This window comes from Hymenobacter saemangeumensis (assembly GCF_039541835.1).
Taxonomy (GTDB): domain Bacteria; phylum Bacteroidota; class Bacteroidia; order Cytophagales; family Hymenobacteraceae; genus Hymenobacter; species Hymenobacter saemangeumensis.
This window is the reverse complement of sequence record NZ_BAABGZ010000008.1, coordinates 269,120-290,579: the sequence shown is the minus strand read 5'-3', so window position 1 is coordinate 290,579 and position 21,460 is coordinate 269,120. Positions and strand designations below refer to the sequence as shown.

General features: G+C 63.0%; 7 protein-coding genes. 1 reads left to right on the top strand and 6 read right to left on the bottom strand.

The window, feature by feature from the left end; all coding sequences use genetic code 11:
• Positions 1–132 precede the first annotated feature (132 nt).
• From ABD919_RS02525 to deoC, 6 genes are all read right to left on the bottom strand, one after another.
• Positions 133–1,638: a Do family serine endopeptidase gene (locus tag ABD919_RS02525; protein WP_345233476.1), complete on the bottom strand. Its 1,506-nt coding sequence runs from the start codon at positions 1,636–1,638 to the stop codon at positions 133–135.
• Between the two features lie 354 nt (positions 1,639–1,992).
• Entirely contained in the window at positions 1,993–2,523 is a 531-nt protein-coding gene (locus ABD919_RS02520; RefSeq protein WP_345233475.1) for an Hsp20/alpha crystallin family protein, read from the bottom strand.
• Positions 2,524–2,799: 276 nt separating this feature from the next.
• A complete protein-coding gene (locus tag ABD919_RS02515) occupies positions 2,800–3,606 on the bottom strand; it encodes a hypothetical protein (protein WP_345233473.1) in 807 nt (268 codons plus the stop codon).
• A 43-nt stretch (positions 3,607–3,649) separates the two neighbouring features.
• Entirely contained in the window at positions 3,650–4,831 is a 1,182-nt protein-coding gene (locus ABD919_RS02510) for a M20 metallopeptidase family protein (protein ID WP_345233471.1), read from the bottom strand.
• A 248-nt stretch (positions 4,832–5,079) separates the two neighbouring features.
• Positions 5,080–5,535 carry a sporulation protein gene (locus ABD919_RS02505; protein WP_345233469.1) on the bottom strand — a complete coding sequence of 152 codons (456 nt, stop codon included), beginning with the start codon at positions 5,533–5,535 and terminating at the stop codon, positions 5,080–5,082.
• Between the two features lie 88 nt (positions 5,536–5,623).
• Entirely contained in the window at positions 5,624–6,304 is a 681-nt protein-coding gene (gene deoC / locus ABD919_RS02500; RefSeq protein ID WP_345233467.1) for a deoxyribose-phosphate aldolase, read from the bottom strand.
• A 369-nt stretch (positions 6,305–6,673) separates the two neighbouring features.
• Here deoC and ABD919_RS02495 point away from each other — a divergent pair, with 369 nt between their 5' ends.
• Positions 6,674–21,262 (top strand): Ig-like domain-containing protein, encoded by a 14,589-nt coding sequence (locus ABD919_RS02495; RefSeq protein WP_345233465.1) that lies wholly within the window; start codon positions 6,674–6,676, stop codon positions 21,260–21,262.
• Positions 21,263–21,460 lie beyond the last annotated feature (198 nt).

Below are 21,460 nucleotides of genomic sequence, written 5' to 3'. Positions count from 1 at the left end.
AGCTGACAGATGCCTCCCCGGAGCCAGGCACCGCCAGCCTGAACGCTGCGGCGCCGAGCTTGCTGAAAGCCAACAAAAAAGCCCCTGCTGGTTTAGCAGGGGCTTTTTTGTTGGGAGAGCCGCTTGCAGCTACTACTCTCCCATGATGGGGTAGTATGCCTTGCGGCCATCCGGATATACGCCTTCTACCAGGGCGTTGGAGTTGTTCTTGGCCTCGTCGAGGTAGGTTTTCACGTCCGAGGGCTTGGTCACCACGTTCTTGTCGATGCGGGTGATGATGAAGCCGTCGCCCATGCCCGTCTCGCGGAAGCTGCTGCCCTTGATGCCCGAGATTTTGGCGCCGCCGGCAATGCCCAGCGCATTCTGCTCGCGGGCCGGCACCGGCGACAGCGTAGCGCCCTCGTACTTGATGGTAGCTGAAGCCGGCTCCTCGCGCACGACGGCCGTGGTGCCGGTGGCATTGCGCAACGTCGTGGTTACGGTGCTGGCTTTGTCGCCGCGCAGATAAGTTACCTTAATCTTGTCGCCGGGGCGGAAGCGGGCTACCTGCTCCTGCAACTGCGAGGAGGTGTTCACGGCTACGCCGTTGATTTCGGTGATGATGTCGCCGGCTTTCAGGCCCGCCTCGGCAGCCGCGCTGCTTTTGCTCAGGCCCTGAATGTACACGCCGTTCAGGGTGTTCAGCTTTTTCTCGGAAGCCAGCTTGGCATCTACCTCCTGAATCTGTACGCCCAGCAGGGCGCGCTGCACTACCTTATACTTCAGCAGGTCGTCGACCACCTTGCTGGCGATGGAGCTGGGGATGGCGAATGCATAGCCTTCGAAAGCTCCCGAGCGCGAGGCAATAGCCGAATTGATGCCAATCAGGTCGCCGTTCAGGTTCACCAGGGCACCGCCCGAGTTGCCCGGGTTTACTACAGCATCTGTCTGGATAAAGGACTCAATGCCCATGTTATCCTCACGGCGCAGGATGTTGATGTTGCGGCCTTTAGCCGAGATAATACCAGCAGTTACGGTGGAGTTCAGGTTGAACGGGTTGCCCACGGCCAGCACCCACTGTCCTACTTTCACGTCGTCGGAGTTGCCGTACTTCACGAAGGGCAGGTTATCGGCCTTTACTTTCAGCACTGCCAGGTCGGTGCTGGGGTCAGTTCCGACCAGCTCCGCCTCAAACTTGCGCTTGTCGTCGAGCACTACCTCAATCTTGGAGGCCTTGTCGATAACGTGGTTATTGGTTACGATGTAGCCATTGGCGGCGATGATAACGCCCGAGCCCGAGCCCTGGCCCCCACCCTGCGGGCGCTGGCCGTGGAACTGCTCGAACTGGTCGCCAAAGAACTGCCGCAGAAAGGGGTCCATCTGCATGCGGCTATTGTCGACGGCCGGGGCCGCATATTCTGTCATTACGTGGACAACGGCGGGCGTTACCGCTGCAGCAGCGGCCACGAAGTTGAGGCCTTCGGGCACCACGTAGGTGCTGCTGCGCATTTCCGACGTGTAACGAACCTGCGGGTCGGCAGCCATTGTCTGGGGCGTAGCCGAAGGAGCCGGCTCCAGCAGCTTGTACCCACCCACGGCCACACCGCCGCCGAGAATAGCGGAGCCAAGCAGGCCGAGCATCATTTGTTTTGCTTGCATGGGTAAGATAAAAATGAAAGGGTTAGAGATTTAAAATGTAATAGTCTACCATTCCATGTACTAAAAAACCACAAAAAAGGCCGGAGAGTTGCGCCCTAACGATGCAAAGATTCAACTTCGTATGCAAGGGTTGCCTTGCAATGGCCAGCAATGCTGCGTACCGGCGAAATTAATAAGGCAACCTCTTTAGTAGCAAAGAGTGAAGTGTATCATTGGCGCTCAAGGCAGCTGCTGCTGCCCGCCGTGCAGCCCTGCTCCCAACGGCTGCTCCGCTGGCTTTGGCCGGCTGGCACCGCACCAGCGCCGTAAAAAAGGCACCCATGCGGGGTGCCTTTTTTACGGTGCCCGCAGGCATTAGCGAATTTCAATTACCTGCTTGGTTACTTTCTCAGTGTCGAAAGGCAGGGTTACGCGTAGGATGCCGTCGCTCATCTCGGCGGCAATGGCCTTCACATTCACCGTATCGGGCAGGCGGAAGCTGCGCTGGAAGCTGCCGAAGTTGGTTTCGGTGCGGCGGAACTTGGGAGCCTGCTCGGCTTCGTGGTTCATCACCACGGGCTTATTGTCTTTCTGCTCGTCGTTGTCGCTGGCTTCAGTGGCCGAGGAAGCAGCTTCTTTGGCGGCCGCGTTGGGGTTGGGGCGCTCACCCGAAATCACGAGCTGGCCGTCGAGGAATTCAATTTTTACCGCTTCTTTCTTCACACCCGGCAAAGCCAGGTGCAGCTCAAAGCCCTGGGCCGATTCCAGAATATCGGTAGCGGGCACGAAGCTGGTAGCGGGCTGGGAGCCGGCCGGCAGCGTGTCGCGCAGCATTTCGCTGAGCATGGTGTTGAAAGCACGGGAGGGGCGCAGAGCGGCGTGGTTGTTATACAACAAGGTAGCCATGGTAGTAGAAAGGTTTTTGGTTAGTAGATGAACTGCTGTACCAGTCGCGGTACAGCTGTCACTCTATAAATTTTGTACCAACCGACCTTCAGCGCCCATTTCGCGACATTTTGTCCAGTTTTCAGAAAAAATCCCTGAACACCACTAAGCCCTTACTCTCGAAAAGCGTCTTCATTAACATTAAACCCACAAAACACCCGACATCAGCTACGGACATTTTGACACAAGCCTGGATATAACCAGCATCACTCACGGAATTACCTTAGCGCAGCCGCATCAATGCTGGGTGGGAAGCTGCTGCCGCTCGCTGCCCTTACGGCCATTCAGGAAGGTATAGCGCAGCTCAAGTCCCAGCGTAGGCGCTACCGCATTAAGCTTGCCGCCGGACGTCTGCACCAGCACACCGTTCACTTCTTTGTACTGCGGCTCGGTGATGAAGTAGTTGGTGCGGTAAGCAAACCAGGGCGTCAGGTCGAATTGCTCGAAGAGCTGGCAGCCCAGCTCCACCCGGGCACTGGTGAACTGAATGAACCGCTCGTTGGGGTCGGTTTCGGCCTTTTGCAGGCGCAGGTGCGTAGCGGCTTCATAGCTGAGGCGCGGTCGCAGGCTGATGCGGCCCAGGGGCAACTGCTTTTCCAGGTCCAGGCGCAGGCGCACCCAGGTCTGCCCTTCTGCTTTGCCGCTCCCTGACAGCCTTTCCACTGGAAAGCTGCGCTCGAGCGAGAGGCGCTGCCCGAACGTGAGCGGGCCAATGGGGCTGCGGTGGCGTAGCAGCAGCTCAGGCAACACATAGTCGTGGCTGCCGCCGTAGGCGATGTAGCGTACCGTGGCGCCACCGCTCCAGCGCTCGTTCCAGAAATGCTCGTAGCCCAAGGTAAGGCGGCGCTCGTCGAAGCCCAGGGCCCGGCTCACGCCTGCGCTGGTGCTGCGCTCGCCCCGTGCCGCCAGCAGCAGGTAGTCGCTGCCGGGCAGGGCCAGCTCGGCCTGCGCCTCGGGCCAGAGCTGCAGGTCCTGCACGGTGCGCGTGGTTTGGGCCGCTGCGGGCAGGCTGAGCAAACCAATCAAGAAATAGCGAAGCTTCATAAGACCAACGGAGGAAGAAAGATGAACAAGCGGCAGGTCGCTGCTACTGCGCCGCCAGCTCCTGCAGGGCCAGCCAGGCCATGAGGCCGGGGCCTACGGTCAGGGCTTGCTCGTCGATATCAAACGTAGGCGTGTGAACCGAGGAGGCAAAGCGGCCGTCGGGGGCTCGGGTGCCCAGGCGGTAAAAGCAGGCCGAGGCGGCCTGGGAGAAGTAAGCAAAGTCCTCGGCCGCCATCCACTGGTCGAGCTCCACCACGTTTTCGGCGCCGAGGTACTCTTCGGCGGCGGCGCGCACGCGAGCCGTCAGGGCGGGGTCGTTTTCCAGGTAGGGGTAGCCGCGGCGGATTTCAAGGTCGCACGTGGCCCCCATGCTGGCGGCCAGGCCCTCGCAGAGCTGGCGCAGGTGCTGGTGGGCTTCGTCGCGCCACTCTTCGTTGAGGGTGCGGAAGGTGCCTTCGATGTACACCTCGTTGGGAATAACGTTGGTGGCGCCGTTGGCAATGACTTTGCCGAAAGACAGCACCGAGGGCAGCTTGGGGTTGGCACGGCGGCTGACAATCTGCTGGGCGGCCACGATAATGTGCGCCGCCACCAGCACCGGGTCGAGGTTCATCTCGGGCATGGCGCCGTGCCCGCCCTTGCCGCGCACGGTGAGGTAAAGCTCGTCGGTGCTGGCCATGTAGCGGCCGGGGCGCAGGCCAATCTGCCCGGCCGGCAGCTTGGGAAACACGTGCTGCCCTAGCACGCTTTTGGGCGCCGGGTTCTGTAGTACTCCCTCTTTAATCATGAGTGAAGCGCCCCCGGGCAGCTTTTCCTCGCCGGGCTGAAACATGAGCTTGATGCTGCCCCGAAACTGGTCTTTCAGCTCGCAGAGGATGCGGGCCGCCCCCAGCAGGCAGGAAGTGTGCACGTCGTGCCCGCAGGCATGCATCACGCCGGGCTGGGTCGACTTGTACGGCACCTCGTTGGCTTCCTGAATCGGCAGGGCGTCCATGTCGGCGCGCAGGGCAATGGCGGGGCCGCCGGGCTGGCCTTCAATCAGGGCCACGACGCCCGTACCGGCCAGGGGCTGGGGCTGCAGGCCCATCCTTTCCAGCTCGCGGGTAACGAAAGCGGCGGTGTTTACTTCCTCGAACGAGAGCTCGGGATGTGCGTGCAGGTGCTGGCGCAGGGCCACGGTGTCGGCCGCATACTGCGCGGCAAGCTGCTTGATTGTCTGAACCACGGATTCTTCGAATTAACCGGATTTCACGGATTTTGTAGACAGTTGTAATTCTTACCACGGATTTCAGCACCGCTGACCTAAGGCTGTGAGCGGCGTGGTCCCGCCCCCTGCTTATTGCATTGCGTAAACGAAGGTCGGGCATTTCCAAAAAAAGCAGCCCATTGGCTGCCTTTTTCTTGAATTACTCCGGCTGCAACCGACTGGTAGCACCTCGGAAAATCGTCCCAAAAATCCGCGATTCAGGCAAGCTAGGGGTTCTTATTGAGCAGCACCTGGGTTGCTTCGAGCGAAACTTTGGGGGCCAGGGGCCGGACGCGGGCCAGGCCGCGGGCCGCCTCCAGCTTGGTAAGGTAGTCGCCAATGTACAAGCGGTAAACCGGCGACTTAAACACGATGTAGTCGGTTTCTTCCGGGTAGCGGCTGATGACGGCCCGGCGGATGCTCATCACTTCCTCGCGCTCCAGGCCATGGTAAGCCAGGATGCGGTAGCCCTGGGTATACTTCACGTTCTGGTTGGTAAAAGCCTGGTCGCGCAGGCGCTGCTCTACCTGGGTCGTCACGTGGTTGGTAGGCGCAGCTACGGCTTTAGGGGCCGCCGTAGTGGCAGCAGCTGGCATTGGCTTGGGGGCCGCAAACACCGGCCGGTACTTACTTACATCTTCGGCCGGCATAGCGGCGGGCGCACTGGCAGTGCTCTTGCCCATAGTAGTATCCGGCGGGGTTGAGGCACGGGGGCCCTGAGGCCCCGCGCCAGCGCAGGAAGCCAAAGCGAGAAGCGCGGGCACAAGCATCTTAGGCAGCGGTCGGTTCATTTTCTTCAGCAATCAGGGCCATACTATTGGAAGAGCCGATGCGGTCGGCTCCGGCTTCAACCAAAGCCAGGGCTGCTTCGCGGGTGCGAATGCCCCCGGCAGCCTTGATGCGTACCGTTTCGGGCAAATGCTGGCGCATCAGCCGCACATCCTCGATGGAGGCCCCCCGACTGGCAAATCCAGTGGAAGTTTTCACAAAATCGGCCTCGCCGGCTACGCACAGCTGGCAAGCCAGCACTATCTCTTCGGAGCTGAGCAGGGCCGTCTCGATAATCACTTTCAGCTGGGCCTGGTGCACGTGGCAGAGGTCGGCCAAATCCAGGATTTCGGCCTGCACAGCGTCCGCTTTACCAGATTTCAGCGCCGAGATATTAATGACCATGTCCAGCTCGGTGGCGCCGTCGTAGAGGGCCGCTTCGGCTTCTTTGAACTTGATGGTGCTGCTGGCATAGCCCAGGGGAAAGCCCACCACGGTACAGATGCCAACCCCGGAGTCGGCGAGCTTCTCTGTCGCCAGGGCCACGTAGCAGGGCGGCACGCATACAGTTGCAAAGCCATGTGCTCGGGCCTCCTCGCACAGCTGTACTATATGGGCTTCGGTGGCATCGGGACGCAGCAACGTGTGGTCGATGCGGGTGGCAAGGGAAACAGGGTGGCTCATGAGGCGAAGATACGGCCAGCCTGGGGCACGCGTTCCGCGCAAGCACCTGGAACTACAAACGAGGCCTACCTGCCACGGTGTTCTTCATTTTTATTTAAATTAATAAAAATTAAAATATTAATAAATTTAATTAATAACAATCTTTAACCTCTTACATCTACTTAAAATATTAATAATATTACTGACTAGTTTTCAAAAAAATGCCGGCCATCTTATAGCACTCCACAATAACATGCCATTAATCATCTAACAGGCAATTAGTTGCAATAAAAGTATCTTTTTCGCAGATTTATTATTAATCATAAGCAAAACTTTCGCTATTTATACTACATTTGCCAATGTTGTCTCATTCTGTAAAAAAGTAGCTTTATGGAGAAACTCTACTATGAATGCAAATCCTCATTAAGCTGGGCTTTGCTGTTTCTGCTCACAAGTACGTTATCCTGGGGACAGGTATGTACTTCCCCGCCCGCGCCGGTTATTACGGCCAGTGGGCCAACCACCTACTGCAGCCCTGGCTCGGTGCAGCTGTCGGCACCGGTAAATGCCAAAGGTTCGGGGGGCTATACCGCTAGTACTGTAGCCTTTGCTCCCCTGACAGGAGCTGGCATTAATGGGCCGGTGGGCGACGATGTGATGATGAACGTGGCGCTGCCGTTTACCTTTTGGTTTTATGGGGCTTCCTACACCAGCGTAAACATCTCCACCAATGGCAATATCCAGTTTCCGCCCAGCAATAGTGCGGCTTATATAGCCCAGCCTATTCCCCTTGCTGGTGACGGAGTCGACAACTACATTGCGCTCGCCTGGAGCGACTGGCTGCCTAATACGGCTGGGCAGGTGAACTACTTTACCACCGGCACCGCCCCCAACCGCCGATTTGTAGTACGCTATAATACGCCGCATATAACCGGCAATGGCTCACTGAACGGGCAGATTGTGCTCTTTGAAGGCTCCAACTTCATTGAGCTGCATACTACTACCCAGAACAATACGGGTAATACCAAGACCCAGGGCCTGGAAAATGCCAACGGCAGCGGCGGCCTGGTTAATGCCGGCCGCAACGCCACCAACTGGACGGCCGCCAACGAGGCGTACCGCTTTACGCCCAACATTACTTATTCCTGGAGCCCGGCTACCGGCCTGAGCGCCACCAATACAGCTGTGGTAACGGCTAGCCCCACCACTACTACTACCTACACCCTTACGGTAAGCGAAGGCTCCTGCACCGGCACGGCCTCGCAGACAATTACCGTAAACAGCGCCGCGGCAGCCCCAACCACCACCGGCGCCAGCCGCTGCGGCGCGGGTTCGGTGACCCTTTCGGCCAGCGGCGCCCCGGCCGGTGGCTCCTATGCCTGGTACACCGTGGCCAGCGGTGGCACCCCAGTGGCTACCACGGCCAGCTACACCACGCCCAGCCTCTCGGCTACCACCACCTACTATGTGAGCGTGCTCAACAGCGCCGCCAACGGCTCCTGCGAAAGCACCCGTACGGCCGTTACCGCGACCATCAATACCATTCCAACTGCTCCCACTGCCCCCGGCGCCAGCCGCTGCGGCCCCGGCACGGTAACGCTGACGGCCAGCGGTGCCCCGGCGGGTGGCTCCTATGCCTGGTACACCGTGGCCAGCGGTGGCACGCCGGTGGCCACCACGGCCAGCTACACCACGCCCAGCCTCTCGGCCACGACCACCTACTATGTGAGCGTGCTCAACAGCGCCGCCAATGGCTCCTGCGAAAGCACCCGTACCGCCGTAACCGCTACCGTTAACGATGCGCCCACCGCCAGCATTACACCAGGGGGCCCCACAACCTTCTGCTCGGGTGGCTCGGTTACCCTGGCTGCTGCCTCTTCGGCCGACGGCTATTCGGCCACTGTTGTGCCTTATACCACCTTTACTGGTGCGGCCACGAACGGTCCGATTGGCGACGACCTGGTGTCGGGGGCCATCAACATTGGCTTCCCCTTCACTTTCTACGGCACCACTTACAGCCAGCTCTTCATCTCCACCAACGGCAACGTGCAGTTTGGTCCGGGAACTTCCAATACCCTGAGTGAACCGGCCATCCCATCCCCTGGCAGCGTCAACAACTTTATTGCCCTGGCCCTGATGGACTGGCTGCCCGGTACGGCTGGCCAGCTCACGTACTTCACCACCGGCACTACCCCTAACCGCCGCTTCATAGTCAGCTACAACAACGTGCCCGCCTACACGGGCGGCGGGGTACTGAACGGCCAGATTGTGCTCTTCGAAGGCTCTGGTATTATTGAGCTGCACCTGGGCACGCAAAGCGACGTAGGCCGCACCAAAGTGCAGGGGGTAGAAAATGCCAGTGGCACGGCCGGCGTAGCCTCGCCCGGCCGCAACGCCACCGACTGGACGGCCTCCAACAGCTCTTACCGCTTTACGCCTAGTGCCCCCACCTATTCCTGGAGTCCGGCCGCCGGTCTAAGCGCCACCAATACCGCGACGGTAACGGCCAGCCCTACCACCACCACCACCTACACCGTAACCGTTACGGATGGCAACGGCTGCACAGGCACTGCCACGCAAACCGTTACGGTAAATACTCCCGCCCCTGCCCCCACTGCTCCCGGCGCCAGCCGCTGCGGCGCGGGCACGGTGACGCTGACGGCCAGCGGTGCTCCAGCCGGTGGCTCCTATGCCTGGTACACCGTGGCCAGCGGTGGCACCCCGGTGGCCACCACGGCCAGCTACACCACGCCCAGCCTCTCGGCCACGACCACGTACTACGTGAGTGTGCTCAACAGCGCCGCCAACGGCTCCTGCGAAAGCACCCGTACCGCCGTCACCGCTACCATTAATACGCCGCCTACGGCTACCATCACCCCAGCCGGGCCTACCTCCATCTGTACCGGTGGCTCCGTTACCCTCGCGGCCGGGCCGACGAATCCGGTTTCGATTGCCTATACCACCTTTAGTGGTGCGGCCACGAACGGTCCGATTGGCGACGACTTAGTGTCGGGGGCCATCAACATTGGCTTCCCCTTCACCTTTTACGGCACTACCTACAACCAACTCTTCATCTCCACCAACGGCTACGTGCAGTTTGGCTCGACGCCCTTCAACACGCTCGGCGAGCCGGCCATTCCCACGGCTGGCAGCCTCGACAACTACATTGCCCTGGCTCTGATGGATTGGCTGCCGAATACGGCCGGGCAGCTCACGTACTTCATCACGGGCACGGCACCCAACCGCCGCTTTGTGGTGAGCTACAACAACGTGCCCGCTTACTCCGGCGGGGGCATCCTCAACGGCCAGATTGTGCTCTTCGAAGGCTCCAACAACGTGGAGCTGCACATCGGCACCCAGAGCAATACCACTTATAGCAAAATACAGGGCATCGAAAATGCTAGTGGCACGGCCGGCGTTGCCTCCCCTGGCCGCAACGCCACCAACTGGACGGCCTCGAACAGCTCTTACCTCTTTACCGGCGGAGCAAGCTACACCTATGCCTGGAGCCCGGCCGCCGGCCTGAGCGCCACCAATACGCAGGAGGTAGTAGCATCACCCACGGCTACTACTACCTACACCCTGACGGTAACGGACGGGAACGGTTGCACGGGTACGGCTACCCAGACCGTCACCATTAACACGGTTCCAGCTGCCCCGGCCACGACCAGCGCCAGCCGCTGCGGCGCGGGCACGGTGACGCTGACGGCCAGCGGTGCTCCGGCTGGTGGCTCCTATGCCTGGTACACCGTGGCTAGCGGTGGCACCCCGGTGGCTACCACGGCCAGCTACACCACGCCCAGCCTCTCGGCCACGACGACCTACTATGTGAGCGTGCTCAACAGCGCCGCCAACGGCTCCTGCGAAAGCACCCGCACCGCGGCTACCGCCACTATCAACACCATTCCAACCGCACCGACGACGACCAGTGCCGGCCGTTGCGGCCCGGGCACGGTAACGCTCTCGGCTGCGGGTGCCCCGGCGGGTGGCTCCTACGCCTGGTACACGGTGGCCACGGGCGGCACGCCCATTGCCGGCGCAACTGCCTCCACCTACACCACGCCTTCGCTCTCGGCCACGACCACCTACTATGTGAGCGTGCTCAACAGCGCCGCCAACGGCTCCTGCGAAAGCACCCGCACCGCCGTTACCGCCACCATTAACACGGTGCCCACGGCGCCAACTGCTACTGGTGCCAGCCGCTGCGGCCCGGGCACGGTGACGCTGACCGCCGCCGGTGCTCCGGCCGGTGGCTCCTACGCCTGGTACACGGTGGCCACGGGCGGCACGCCCATTGCCGGCGCAACTGCCTCCACCTACACCACGCCTTCGCTCTCGGCCACGACCACCTACTATGTGAGCGTGCTCAACAGCGCCGCCAATGGCAGCTGCGAAAGCACTCGGACCGCCGTCACCGCTACCATTAACCCCGTGCCCACAGCCAGCGTCACTGCCAGTGGTCCGACTACTTTCTGTGCCGGTGGCTCCGTTACCCTGACTGCAGCCTCGCCCACTACTTCAGCAGTTGGGGCTACCCCCTTCCTGAATACCCCTAACGCGGGTGGTAGCCAGATTACCTGCGACTGCCCCGCTGGCTACGTAGCTGTTGGCTACACCGGCCGTACGGGCTCCTGGATGGACCAAGTGCAGCTGGCCTGCCGCCAGCTCAACCCCGATGGAACACTGGGTGCCGCCGTTGTGTACACCACACCCAATGGCAGCAGCAACGGTGGTGGCCCTAATGGCCCCTACCTGCTTTCCGGCAACACGGCGCTAGTGGGTGCAACTGTGTTTGGCAGTAGCAGCGGCAACATATCTGGTCTGCAAGGCTTTGGTCAAACCATCTCCTACATCACCGGCAATGGCAATAACAGTACCGGTGGCACTTCAGCAGGCACCTTGGCTGGGATAATCGACTATACCGTGGGCACAAACTATGTACCCAACGGCATGGTGATTACCGGCATGGTAGGATGGAATACCTTCTACACGACGGGCTTCAGCTTCCGCTATACTCCCATTTCCCAGTTTCTGGCTACCTACTCCTGGAGCAACGGGGCCACTACCCAGGCAATTACCGCTACTACTTCCGGCAACTACAGCGTTACGGTGACCAACCCGCAAGGCTGCACGGCTACCTCCACTCCGGTAACCGTAACCGTGACGCCGACTCCCGCAGCCCCCACGGCAACGGGTGCCAGCCGCTGCGGCCCGGGTTCGGTAACGCTAACCGCCAGTGGTGCTCCGGCCGGTGGCTCCTATGCCTGGTACACCGTGGCCGTGGGCGGCACGCCGGTGGCTACCACAGCCAGCTATACCACGCCCAGCCTCTCGGCTACCACCACCTACTATGTAAGCGCGCTGAGCTCGGCGGCTTCCGGCTCTTGCGAAGGGCCGCGCACTGCTGTTACCGCTACCATCAACCCGCTGCCTACTGTAAACATTACAGCTGATGGCCCCACTACTTTCTGCGCCGGCGGCACGGTCAACCTCACGGCGAACGGGGTGAGCAGCAGCAGCTACACTGTTTCAACGGTACCTTATACGGCGCTGTCGGGCACGGCCACGAACGGTCCGATTGGCGACGACCTGATGTCGGGGGCCATCAACATCGGCTTCCCCTTCACCTTCTACGGCACCACTTACAGCCAGCTCTTCATCTCCACCAACGGCTATGTGCAGTTTGGCTCGACACCATTCAACACGCTGGGCCAGCCGGCTATACCCACGGCCGGGGGCCTGGACAACTACATTGCTCTGGCCCTGATGGACTGGCTGCCCGGCACCGCCGGCCAGCTGACCTACTTCACCACCGGCACCGCGCCCAACCGCCGCTTCGTGGTGAGCTACAACAACGTGCCCGCCTTCTCCGGCGGGGGCATCCTCAACGGGCAGATTGTGCTCTTCGAAGGCTCCAGCAACGTCGAGCTGCACATCGGCACCCAGAGCAACACCACCTACAGCAAAATACAGGGCGTTGAAAATGCCAACGGCACCGTTGGTGAGGCTTCCCCTGGCCGCAACGCCACCATCTGGACGGCTACTAACAGCGCCTACCTCTTTGCACCGCTCACTTATGCCTGGACGCCGGCTGCGGGACTGAGCGCTACCAACACCGCGACGGTAACGGCTTCGCCCACCACCACCACCACGTACACGGTGACTGTTACGGATGCAAGCGGATGCCAGGCATCGGCTACCCAGACCATTACCATCAATACGATTCCTGCGGCTCCCACGGCTACGGGTGCCAGCCGCTGCGGCGCGGGTTCGGTAACGCTCTCAGCCAGCGGCGCCCCGGCCGGTGGTTCCTATGCCTGGTACACGGTGGCCACGGGCGGCACGCCCATTGCCGGCGCAACTGCTGCCACCTACACCACGCCTTCGCTCTCGGCCACGACGACCTACTACGTGAGCGTGCGCAACAGCGCGGCCAATGGCTCCTGCGAAAGCCCCCGTACCGCCGTTACCGCTACCATTAACGCGGTGCCTGCGGCTCCCACAGCTACGGGCGCCAGCCGCTGCGGCGATGGTTCGGTAACGCTGACGGCTGCCGGCGCCCCGGCCGGTGGTTCGTATGCCTGGTACACCGTGGCCACGGGCGGTACGCCCATTGCCGGCGAAACCGCCTCGACCTACACCACGCCTTCGCTCTCAGCCACCACCACGTACTACGTGAGCGTGCTCAACAGCGCCGCCAACGGCTCCTGCGAGAGCACCCGCACCGCCGTTACCGCTACCATTAACCCCGTCTCCCCGGCACCGACCGCGCCCAACGTGAGCCGCTGCGGCCCGGGCACCGTGACGCTGACGGCCAGCGGCGCTCCGGCCGGTGGTTCGTATGCCTGGTACACCACGCCCGGCGGCACGCCGGTGGCCACCACGGCCAACTACACCACGCCCAGCCTTTCGGCCACGACGACCTACTACGTGAGCGTGCTCAACAGCGCGGCTAATGGCTCCTGCGAAAGCACCATCACGGCCGTGACGGCCATCATCAGCCCCGTGCCCACGGCCACCATCACGGCCACCGGCCCGACCGCCTACTGCGCCGGCTCGGGTAGCTCGGCCACGCTCACGGCCGCCGCCACCACCGGCGGGGCCGGCGGCTACGTGGCCTCCACCGTGCCCTACGCCGCCCTGACCGGTACGGCCACCAACGGCCCCGTTGGCGACGACCAGGTGCAAGCCGTGAGCCTGCCCTTTGCCTTTAGCTTCTACGGCGCCGTGTACAACGCCGTGGGCATCTCCACCAACGGCAACATCCAGTTCGGCGCCAGCCTCAGCGCCGCCTTCTCGGCCAGCCCCATCCCCACGGCCGGTGGCCCCGACAACTACATCGCCCTGAGCTGGAACGACTGGCTGCCCGGCACGGCCGGCCAGGTGACGTACTTCACCACCGGCACGGCGCCCAACCGCCGCTTTGTGGTCAGCTACAACAACGTGCCCGCCTTCTCCGGCGGGGGCATCCTCAACGGGCAGATTGTGCTCTTCGAAGGCTCCAACGCCATCGAGCTGCACATTGGCACGCAGAGCAACACGACCTACAGCAAAGTGCAGGGCCTGGAAAATGCCAACGGCACGGCCGGCCTGGCCGTCGCCGGCCGCAACTTCACCAACTGGACGGCCACCAACGACGGGCAGCGCTTTGCCCCGGCCGCCCCGACCTTCACCTGGAGCCCGGCCGCGGGCCTGAACACGACTAGCGGCGCGACCGTGGTGGCCTCGCCCACGACGACGACCACCTACACCGTGACGGTGAATGACGGCGGCTGCACCACAACGGCCACGCAGACCATTACGGTCAACCCCAACCCCACGGCCCCCACGGCTACGGGTGCCAGCCGCTGCGGCGCGGGTTCGGTGACCCTTTCGGCTAGCGGCGCCCCGGCCGGTGGTTCCTACGCCTGGTACACGGTGGCCACGGGCGGCACGCCCATTGCCGGCGCCACCGCTGCTACCTACACCACGCCCAGCCTCTCGGCTACCACCACGTATTACGTGAGCGTGCGCAACAGCGCGGCCAATGGCTCCTGCGAAAGCACCCGTACCGCTGTCACGGCCACCATTAACCCCGTACCTGCGGCTCCCACAGCGACGGGCGCCAGCCGCTGCGGCGACGGCTCGGTAACGCTGACGGCTAGCGGCGCCCCGGCCGGTGGTTCCTATGCCTGGTACACCGTGGCCACGGGCGGTACGCCCATTGCCGGCGAAACGGCTTCGACCTACACCACGCCCTCGCTCTCGGCCACGACCACCTTCTACGTGAGCGTGCTCAACGATGCTGCTAGCGGCTCCTGCGAGAGCACCCGCACGGCCGTTACCGCTACCATTAACCCGGTACCCACTGCCCCCACTGCTACCGACGCCAGCCGCTGCGGCCCAGGCACGGTGACGCTGACGGCCAGCGGCGCCCCGGCCGGTGGTTCGTATGCCTGGTACACCGTGGCCACGGGCGGCACGCCGGTAGCCACCACGGCCAGCTTCACCACGCCCTCGCTGACCACCACGACGACCTACTACGTGAGCGTGCTCAACAGCGCGGCTAACGGCTCCTGCGAAGGCACCCGTACGGCCGTAACCGCCACCATCAACCCCGAGCCTGTTGTAACGGTAACAGCAAGTGGTCCGACGACATTCTGCGCCGGTGGCTCTACTACTCTTACGGCTAGCTCATCTGCCACGAGCAACTACACGCCTACGACGATAACCTACGCTCCCTTGACGGGCACCGCGACGAATGGCCCCATCGGTGATGACCTGACCATGACCGTAGCTCTGCCTTTTAGCTTTAGCTTCTACGGCGGCACCTACACCAGCGTCAATATCTCCACTAACGGCAACATTCAGTTCGGCAGCAACTCCGCTCAGTTTTCGGCCCAGCCCATCCCCACGGCCGGTGGCCCCGACAACTACATCGCCCTGGCCTGGAGCGACTGGCTGCCCAACACGGCCGGCCAGGTGACCTACTTCACCACCGGCACGGCGCCCAACCGCCGCTTCGTGGTCAGCTACAACAACGTGCCCCACTTCTCGGGCAACGGCACCCTTAACGGTCAGATTGTTCTGTCGGAAACCTCCAACATCGTTGAATTGCACCTGGGCACCCAGAGCAACACCGCTAGTACCAAAACGCAAGGCATAGAAAACGCTGCCGGCACGGCGGGCCTCGCCATCACAGGCCGCAATGCCAGCAACTGGACCGCTACCAACAGCGCTTCCCGCTTTACGCCGGTGCAAACCTTCACCTGGAGCCCGGCTACTGGCCTGAATACGACTTCGGGTGCGGTGGTAACAGCTTCGCCAACGTCGACGACGACCTACACCGTCACCATCAACGATGGCACGTGCTCGGGCTCTACTACGCAAACCATCACGGTGAACCCCGTACCGACGGCTCCGACCACGACCAGCGCCAGCCGCTGCGGCGCGGGTACTGTTACGCTGAGCGCGGCCGGTGCTCCGGCCGGTGGTTCGTATGCCTGGTACACGGTGGCCACGGGCGGCACGCCCATTGCCGGCGCCACCGCTGCTACCTACACCACGCCCAGCCTCTCGGCTACCACCACGTATTACGTGAGCGTGCGCAACAGCGCCGCCAATGGCTCCTGCGAAAGCACCCGCACGGCCGTTACCGCTACCATTAACCCGGTGCCCACTGCCCCCACTGCTACCGGCGCCAGCCGCTGCGGCGACGGTTCGGTAACGCTGACGGCTGCCGGCGCCCCGGCCGGTGGTTCCTATGCCTGGTACACGGTAGCCAGCGGCGGCACGCCCATTGCCGGCGAAACCGCCTCGACCTACACCACGCCTTCGCTCTCGGCCACCACCACGTACTACGTGAGCGTGCTCAACAGCGCCGCCAACGGCTCCTGCGAGAGCACCCGCACCGCCGTTACCGCTACCATTAACCCGGTACCCACTGCCCCCACTGCTACCGACGCCAGCCGCTGCGGCCCGGGCACCGTGACGCTCTCGGCCAGCGGCGCCCCGGCCGGTGGTTCGTATGCCTGGTACACGGCGGCCTTCGGCGGCACGCCGGTAGCCACCACGGCCACCTACACCACGCCTTCGCTGACCAGCACGACTACCTACTTTGTAAGTGTACTCAACAGCGCGGCTAACGGCTCCTGCGAAAGCACCCGCACCGCAGCCACGGCCATCATCAGCCCCGTGCCGGCTCCTGCCATCACGGCCAGCGGACCGACGGCCTTCTGTGCTGGTGGCTCAGTAAACCTGACGGCTACTAACGGCGCCAGCGGCATTGGCGGCTACACCGCAGCGGCTGCTACCTACGCGCTGGTACCGGTAGTAGGTGCGGTAGACGGCCCCAGCGGCGACGATGCAATACAGAACGTAGCGCTGCCCTTCAGCTTCAGCTTCTACGGGGCTTCCTACAACAACATCACCATCTCGACTAATGGTAACGTGCAGTTTGGCAGTAGCCCCAGCACGGCTTGGACAGCCAGCGCAATACCCTCAACGACACCCATCAACAACTACATCGCGCTGAGCTGGAACGACTGGGTAGCTTCAGCCGGTCAGATTCAGTACTTCACCTCGGGTACGGCGCCCAACCGCCGTTTTGTAGTGAACTACAACAACCTGACGGCTTTCTCCGGCGGCGGCACGCTCAGCGGGCAGATTGTGCTCTTTGAAGGCTCTAACATCGCTGAAGTACACATCACTGCGCAGAGCAACACCACTTACAGCAAGGTGCAGGGGGTTGAGAACGCCGCCGGCACGGCCGGGGTGGCCACGACTGGCCGCAACCTGACCAACTGGACTGCGACCAACGATGCGCAACGCTTCACCCCCATTGCGGCCTTCACTTACGCTTGGAGCCCAGCCACGGGCCTGAGCGCCACCAACACCGCGACGGTAACGGCCAGCCCCACGACGACGACCACCTACACGGTCACCGTAACAGAGGCCGGCTGCTCGGGTACGGCCACGCAGACCATCACGGTCAACCCCAACCCCACGGCCCCCACGGCAACGGGTGCCAGCCGCTGCGGCGCGGGTTCGGTGACCCTTTCGGCTAGCGGCGCCCCGGCCGGTGGTTCCTATGCCTGGTACACCGTGGCCACGGGCGGCACGCCCATTGCCGGCGCCACCGCTGCCACCTACACCACGCCCAGCCTCTCGGCTACCACCACGTATTACGTGAGCGTGCGCAACAGCGCCGCCAATGGCTCCTGCGAAAGCCCCCGTACCGCTGTTACGGCCACCATCAACGCGGTACCTGCGGCTCCCACAGCGACGGGCGCCAGCCGCTGCGGCGATGGTTCGGTAACGCTGACGGCTGCCGGCGCCCCGGCCGGTGGTTCCTATGCCTGGTACACCGTGGCCACGGGCGGTACGCCCATTGCCGGCGAAACGGCTTCGACCTATACCACGCCCTCGCTCTCGGCCACGACGACCTACTACGTGAGCGTGCTCAGCGATGCGGCCGGTGGCTCTTGCGAAAGCACCCGCACGGCCGTTACCGCCACGATTAACCCCGTCTCGCCCGCCCCGACCGCCACCAGCGCCAGCCGCTGCGGCCCGGGCACGGTGACGCTGACGGCCAGCGGCGCCCCGGCCGGTGGCTCCTATGCCTGGTACACCGCCGAGTTTGGCGGCACCCCCGTTGCGACCACCGCTTCCTACACCACCCCCAGCCTGTCGGCCACCACGCATTACTACGTGAGCGCACTCAGCAGCGCGGCCAACGGCTCCTGCGAAGGTCCCCGCTCGCTCGCTACCGCCACCATTAACCCGGTTCCGGTGGTGACGGTGACCCCGGCCGGCCCGACCGCCTTCTGCGCGGGCGGCTCGGTGAACCTGACGGCCAGCGCCACCAGCGCCCCGAACTACTCGGTGAGCACGGTCGCCTACGCCCCGCTTACCGGCACGGCCACCAACGGCCCGGTGGGCGATGACCTGACTATGACCGTTGCCCTGCCCTTCAGCTTCAGCTTCTATGGCAGCTCTTACACCAGCGTCAACATCTCCACCAACGGCAACATCCAGTTCGGCAGCAATAGCGCGGCTTATGTAGCCCAGCCCCTTCCCACAGTTGGTGGCCCCGAAAACTACATCGCCCTGAGCTGGAACGACTGGCTGCCCGGCACGGCCGGCCAGGTGACGTACTTCACCACCGGCACGGCGCCCAACCGCCGCTTCGTGGTCAGCTACAACAACGTGCCGGCCTATACCGGCGGCGGCATCCTCAACGGCCAGATTATTCTGTTCGAAGGCTCCAACAACGTGGAGCTGCACCTGGGCACGCAAAGCAACACGACCTACACCAAGGTGCAGGGCCTGGAAAATGCCAACGGCACGGCCGGCCTGGCTGTTACCGGACGCAACTATGCCAACTGGACGGCCACCAACAGCGCTCACCGCTTTACGCCTTCGAGCTACTCCTACACCTGGAGCCCGGCCACTGGTCTGAACACCACTTCCGGCGCTACGGTGACGGCTTCGCCCTCGGCCACGACCACTTACACCGTGACCGTGAACGACGGCACCTGCTCGGGCACGGCCACGCAGACCATCACGGTGACTCCCTTGCCCACGGCTCCGACCACGACCAGCGCCAGCCGCTGCGGCCCGGGCACGGTGACGCTGACGGCCAGTGGTGCTCCGACCGGTGGTTCGTATGCCTGGTACACCGTGGCCACGGGCGGTATGCCCATTGCCGGCGCCACCGGCCCGAGCTATACTACGCCTTCGCTGACGACCACCACCACGTATTATGTGAGCGTGCTCAACAGTGCCGCCAACGGCTCCTGCGAAAGCACCCGTACCCCGGTCACTGCCACGATTAACGCACCGGCTACGGTTACTATATCAAGCAGCGGCCCGACCACGCTGTGCGCGGGTGGCGGCTCGGTAAACCTGACGGCTGATGTAACGCCTGCCGTGTTCACCAACATTGCCTACGCCCCGATTACGGCAGCTGGCACGGCCGGCCCGGCCGGCGACGACGTGGTGTCGGCAGCCATCAACATTGGCTTCCCCTTCACCTTCTTCGGGAACACCTACAGCCAGCTCTTCATCTCTACCAACGGCAACGTGCAGTTTGGTCCCACGCCGAGCGCTGCTTACGTAGCGGAAACCAGCCCCAGCGCCGGTGGCATCAACAACTTCATTGCCCTGAGCTGGAACGACTGGAACACCAACAGCGGTGGCAACATCACCTACTTCATCACCGGCACGGCGCCCAACCGCCGCTTTGTGGTGAGCTACAACAACGTAGCCGCTTACTCGGGTGGTGGGGTGCTCAACGGGCAGATTCACCTGCTCGAAGGCTCTAACATCGCCGAGCTGCACATTGGCACCCAGAACAACACGACCTACACCAAGGTGCAAGGCGTGGAAGACCAGTCGGGCTTGTTCAGCTACACGGTGCCGGGCCGCAACAACACCAACTGGACCGCTGCCAACAACGCCTGGCGCTACACGCCCATCGACTACACCTACTCCTGGAGCCCGGCTGCGGGCCTGAGCGCCACCAATACGCCCAGCGTGACGGCTTCGCCCGCCACGACCACGACGTACACGGTAACCGTAACGGCACCCAACGGCTGTACCTCGACGGCTACGCAAACCATCACTGTGCCCAATGAGGCCCTGTGGACGGGTAACGTGAGCACCGACTGGTTTGACGCCAACAACTGGGTGGGCTGCGTGCCCACGCTCAGCACCGACGCCCGCCTGCCCGTAGGTCGCCCGCGCTATCCCAACATGACTCCGGCCAGCACTGGCCTGGTGCGGACGCTGACGATTGAAAGCGGCGCCAGCCTGACCATGAACAACGCCACCATGCGCGTAGCCGGCAACTTCATCAACCAGAACACGGCCCCGATGACCCTTACCGGCATGATTCAGCTGGAAGGCAGCAGCCCCAGCCTGGTGAACGTTGGCACTATGAGCAACCTGCGCGTAGACCTCGCCAGTGGCACCGTAACGCTGCCACGTGCGCTGACGGTGAACAACTCGCTGGAAGTAGCTGCCGGCCTCCTCAACACGGGCAGCTTCACCATCACCCTAGCCCCCGCGGCTACCATCACGGAGTCGGAAACGGCCTACGTGATTGGCAACGTGGAGATGACGCGCAACCTGAACACGGCCGGTGTGAGCACCAGCTTCGGCGGCCTGGGCCTGACCCTGCAGCCCGATGCCAGCTCCACGGCTCTGCCGGGCTCGACCCGCGTGATTCGCACCACCGGCACGGCCGTCTCGGGCGTGAACGGCTCGGTGAGCATCCAGCGCTACTTCGACATCCAGGCCACGGTGAACACGGGCCTGAACGTGAACATGACCTTCGGCTACTTCGAGCACGAGCTCAACGGCATCGCCGAAGCCAACCTGGCCCTGTTCAAGTCCGGCGCCGGCCTGGGCGGGCAGTGGACGCCCATGCGCTACATCACCCGCGATGCGGCGGCCAACACGGTGTACCGTCCGGCCATCACCAGCTTCTCCATCTGGACGCTGGGCAACGAGCTGGCCCCGCTGCCGGTCGAGCTGCTGACGTTCACGGCTGTGAAGCAGGGTACGAAGNTCGGCAGCCGCGTAGCCCAGGGCAACAGCAACAGCCCCACGGACTACGCCCTGACCGACGCCAACTACCCCGGCGAGACCAACACGCTCTACTACCGCCTCAAGCAGGTCGACCTCGACGGCACCTTCACCTACTCGCCCGTGCGTACCGTGCAGCTGGGCCGCCTGGCTGCCGAGCTGAGCGTGGCCGCCTTCCCAACGCCTTTCGATGCGGAGCTGATGGTACGCGTAACCACGCCCACGGCTGGTCCTGCCACGCTGCACCTGACCGACGCAGTTGGACGCACGCTCATGGGCCAGAAAGTGACCCTGCCCGCCGGCACCACGGACATCTCCCTAGACGGCGTGCATAAGCTACCCTCCGGCGCTTACCTGCTCCACCTGGAGCAGGGCTCGACCCGCCGCGTAATCAAGGTGGTACGCCGCTAAGCTCGCTTAGCTCCTGAACCGGTAAAGCCGGGTGCCCATGGCACCCGGCTTTATTTTTTGCCGGAGGTGTACTTCCCTGGCCCTGCCCTCCCCTTCCATCACAGACGCCACCGGCGTTCTGAATCTCGCTGCCAACGTGGCAGCGGCCATCAACAAAGGCGTCGCTTATCGTGGGCAAACCAGCTTGCGAGCGACAGG